The 233-nt window shown below is 55.8% G+C and carries 1 pseudogene; it reads right to left on the reverse strand.

From position 1 onward, the window contains the following. Positions 1-173 (reverse strand): annotated as a pseudogene (locus ACTHSX_RS10890) (type IV secretion protein Rhs); the annotation flags it as partial. Positions 174-233: the final 60 nt, after the last annotated feature.

Here is a 233-nt window from a genome sequence, read left to right on the forward strand (position 1 = left end):
ACGAGTTGGTTTTCGAGATCGTATTGGTAATATTGGTTTTCGCCATCGGGCAGCTGGCGGTAGATCAGGTTGCCCAAGGCGTCGTAGGTGTATTCGATGCCGTTGTATTCTTTGAGGCGGTTGCCGCTGACTGGGTTACCGCCCTTCCCTTCGGCAGCTTTGTCGGAAAGGATGTTGTGGGCGGGGTCGAAGGTGAAGGTTTCGCTGCGGTCGGTTTGGCTGTTGCGGGCTTC

It is taken from the genome of Neisseria sp. P0014.S002, from assembly GCF_051958295.1.
Lineage (GTDB): Bacteria > Pseudomonadota > Gammaproteobacteria > Burkholderiales > Neisseriaceae > Neisseria > Neisseria flavescens_B.